Below are 1,793 nucleotides of genomic sequence, written 5' to 3'. Positions count from 1 at the left end.
ACCGCGCGTGCGCCTTCGAGGATCACGGTCTTGCGCCTCGCGTTGAGGATCGTCTCGGCCAGGGGGCGGGGGATGTAGTCTGTCATGTACATCATTTTATACTATTGATGTACAAAAAATAGTGCACTGAGCGTGCAAAAAAAATAGTTTTTTTCAAAGCTTCAGATTCATTCCGAGACTGAAGCCGAGACTGATTGTGATTATTCAGAGGTTTGAACACCGGGTGTTACACACGCTCAACCGGCCCACTTCCTATTAAACAGGCACAGAGCCCAACAGAAACAGATCACTCACTGATCCAAGCCTCGAGCAGGCCGTCATAGGCGTGCATGGACCTGACGCAGCAGGGACAGGCCATCGGAATAGGGCAGGCTTCCCCGGTCGACACCGTCCCGGATCATGCGCACGAATCTCGTGTCCAGATGGGAAGCGTTCGTCAGGTTCTGATTGCCGCCGGAACCGGCAGCCTCCGTATCCGTCACACGCCGTTCGCTCAGGGCGCGGATCAGACGCACGTCCTCGTCACTGGCCAAGCCAAGCTTACGGGCGTGAATCGTCAATGCCAAAGCGCTCAGACCGTACCTTTTCGCGCAATCATCCGCAATGTCCTGCACATGAGCACCATGCTCAGCCGCCTGCCTCCAGTACGCACGGAATTCCGCTTCGTCATCCACGACCGACAGGACGACGGCCTGGTTGATCTTGCGTTCGACGCCATTGCTGCTGTCAGTGGAGGAGTCGTTGTACACCTCATTGGAGCCAAGCAGCACGTGACCGATCTCATGCAGGAGAGAGAACAGCATCGCCGCATAGGAATCATTGCGATTGACGAAGATCAGAGGCACCACGTCATCCAACAGCACCACCTCGACCGGCCCACTTCCTATTGAACAGACACAGTCCCAGTCGGCATGCTCATCACAGGCCCATTTCCCGCCGGTTCGTAGAGCCGGCGATCAAAGCCAGTTACACACTTTCCGAGACAGTCCCCGTCTTGGGTGTCGAACCGACATCTGGCGCCTTTCACACTTCGGCGTGTCGGGCGATATCATGCGATTCTCGCACTCCTCCCCACTAATGACTTGGCTGCCGGACGCATGCGTTCAGCATGAGCAAGTCAGACGAGATACTTCACTACTTACCGATACTATTAACACTTTTTGCCGGTACCACGTCCCATATCTTGTTGCGCATATGGGGCATCATCGTCCAAACAATACAGCACGCTGCCGCTGACTTACCCGGCACTCTCTGCACCTCACTGATGAGCTTCTTCATCAAGAAACTCCTGTTTTCATTCATGAAAAAGATCTGGACCACCATCGACCGGTCGCTCCCGTCAACAGCGAAACACGCTAATCGAAAAACGAAAAGGCGAGGACGGCATCGAAAACACAAGTCCACAGCTCTCAACCGGCATGGTCGGAGATCTAGACGACGCTGAACTAGTAAAAACGGACGAATAGCGTGTGTAGACATAAGCTCGTATGGACTAACGAATCCTATCGAGGCACGGACAATCTGCACGACGTCACCTTAGGACAGGTGTAATTCACACACACCGAAATAGCGCCTATCTGTCCCGAAACGTATGAGGCGGACACGTCCACAGATTATATGTGAACATGGCCGCCTCATATAGTGCGATAGTTACTTATTCACTTGCGCTTGGTCCAGTGCGCGTACAGGGTGAAACTGTACCACACACCCTGCTTGTTGAAGTCGAACTTCCAACCACCCGACTTCTCCGTATACCAGCCATCGAACGAATAGCCGGAACGCGTCGGATTCTT

2 protein-coding genes are annotated in these 1,793 nt (G+C 53.7%); both read right to left on the bottom strand.

Annotated features, from left to right (window positions below; translation table 11 throughout):
* Positions 1 to 317: 317 nt before the first annotated feature.
* Complete coding sequence (locus KIH76_RS11450) at positions 318 to 887, bottom strand: ImmA/IrrE family metallo-endopeptidase (protein WP_338023683.1); 570 nt, start codon at positions 885 to 887, stop codon at positions 318 to 320.
* A gap of 771 nt (positions 888 to 1,658) precedes the next feature.
* A partial coding sequence (locus KIH76_RS11805) for an InlB B-repeat-containing protein (RefSeq protein ID WP_219070778.1) occupies positions 1,659 to 1,793 on the bottom strand: 135 nt, incomplete at its 5' end.

It is taken from the genome of Bifidobacterium simiiventris (genome assembly GCF_019331715.1).
Lineage (GTDB): Bacteria > Actinomycetota > Actinomycetes > Actinomycetales > Bifidobacteriaceae > Bifidobacterium > Bifidobacterium simiiventris.
Note: the sequence above shows the minus strand (reverse complement) of the source record. Positions and strands in the feature narration are given on the sequence as shown.